Source organism: Mesorhizobium sp. YIM 152430, from assembly GCF_029210365.1.
GTDB lineage: Bacteria > Pseudomonadota > Alphaproteobacteria > Rhizobiales > Rhizobiaceae > Aliihoeflea.
This window is the reverse complement of the sequence record NZ_JARGES010000057.1, coordinates 1-852: the sequence shown is the minus strand read 5'-3', so window position 1 is coordinate 852 and position 852 is coordinate 1. Positions and strand designations below refer to the sequence as shown.

The following is an 852-nucleotide window of genomic DNA, read 5'->3' as shown; positions in this document are numbered from 1 at the left end:
TGCCGAGCCATCGGTTTTGAGGGCGATCGTGCCGGTGCCCGGTCCAACGTGTTCGGCCAACTGCGCGACCATATCGCCAGCGACCGCATTGGCGGCATAGGGGTCCAGATTGGCGGCATCCGTGCTTGATGCGGCGGAGAAATAACCGCCCCCCGTTGTCACGCAACCGGCGAGCGAGAGCGAAACGAGCGCCACGGCTAGGGCGCGTGTGATCTTGGAGACGCCAGCCATGACTATCCCCTCCTTTGAATGGTAATGCGCTGTTGCTGACGGCCGACCCCGCTCACCAGCACGGCCCGGTCAATCAGGTAATCCACGATCATCATGTTGTTGTTGAGCCGGTAATTGACGATCTGGTTTTGGCCGCCTGATTGGACAAACAGGATCGGCGCGTCACCGCTCCCCAGGTGGCCCGGGAATTGGATGTAGGTCTTCATCCCATCGGTATAGATGCGGGTCGGCTTCCAGCGAGCGTTGCCGCTGATCGAGAAGTTGAAATTCAGGTTCTCGGCAGGGACACCCGCGCCGGGAATGACACTTGCCTCGATCCGTTGGTTCACGGCCGCAATTTGCTGGCGAATGTCCTCTGGATAAGAGAACGCCACGCGGGCCATATAGCCGCTTTGACGAGACTCGAGATTGATGTGGTAGGTGCGTCGCGACGTGGTGACGACCATGGAGGTCTTAAGCCCCGCTTCGGCCGGCTTCACCACAAGGTGGATGCGGGGGCCTTCGGGCGATCCTGAGGACGCCGGCTCGACCTGCCAGCGGACAGTATCGCCCACCAGAACATCACGAACCGCTTCCCCAGCCTGCAATGCAATCTCGCAGAGCTGCAATGGGGAACAAACA

The 852-nt window shown here is 60.6% G+C and carries 1 protein-coding gene and 1 pseudogene; both read right to left on the bottom strand.

The features are described 5' to 3' along the window. A pseudogene (locus PZ895_RS19230) lies at window positions 1-231 on the bottom strand (conjugal transfer protein TrbH); the annotation flags it as partial. A gap of 2 nt (window positions 232-233) precedes the next feature. Next, on the bottom strand, window positions 234-852 hold a 619-nt coding region (gene trbG, locus PZ895_RS19225; RefSeq protein ID WP_275840609.1), incomplete at its 5' end, for a P-type conjugative transfer protein TrbG.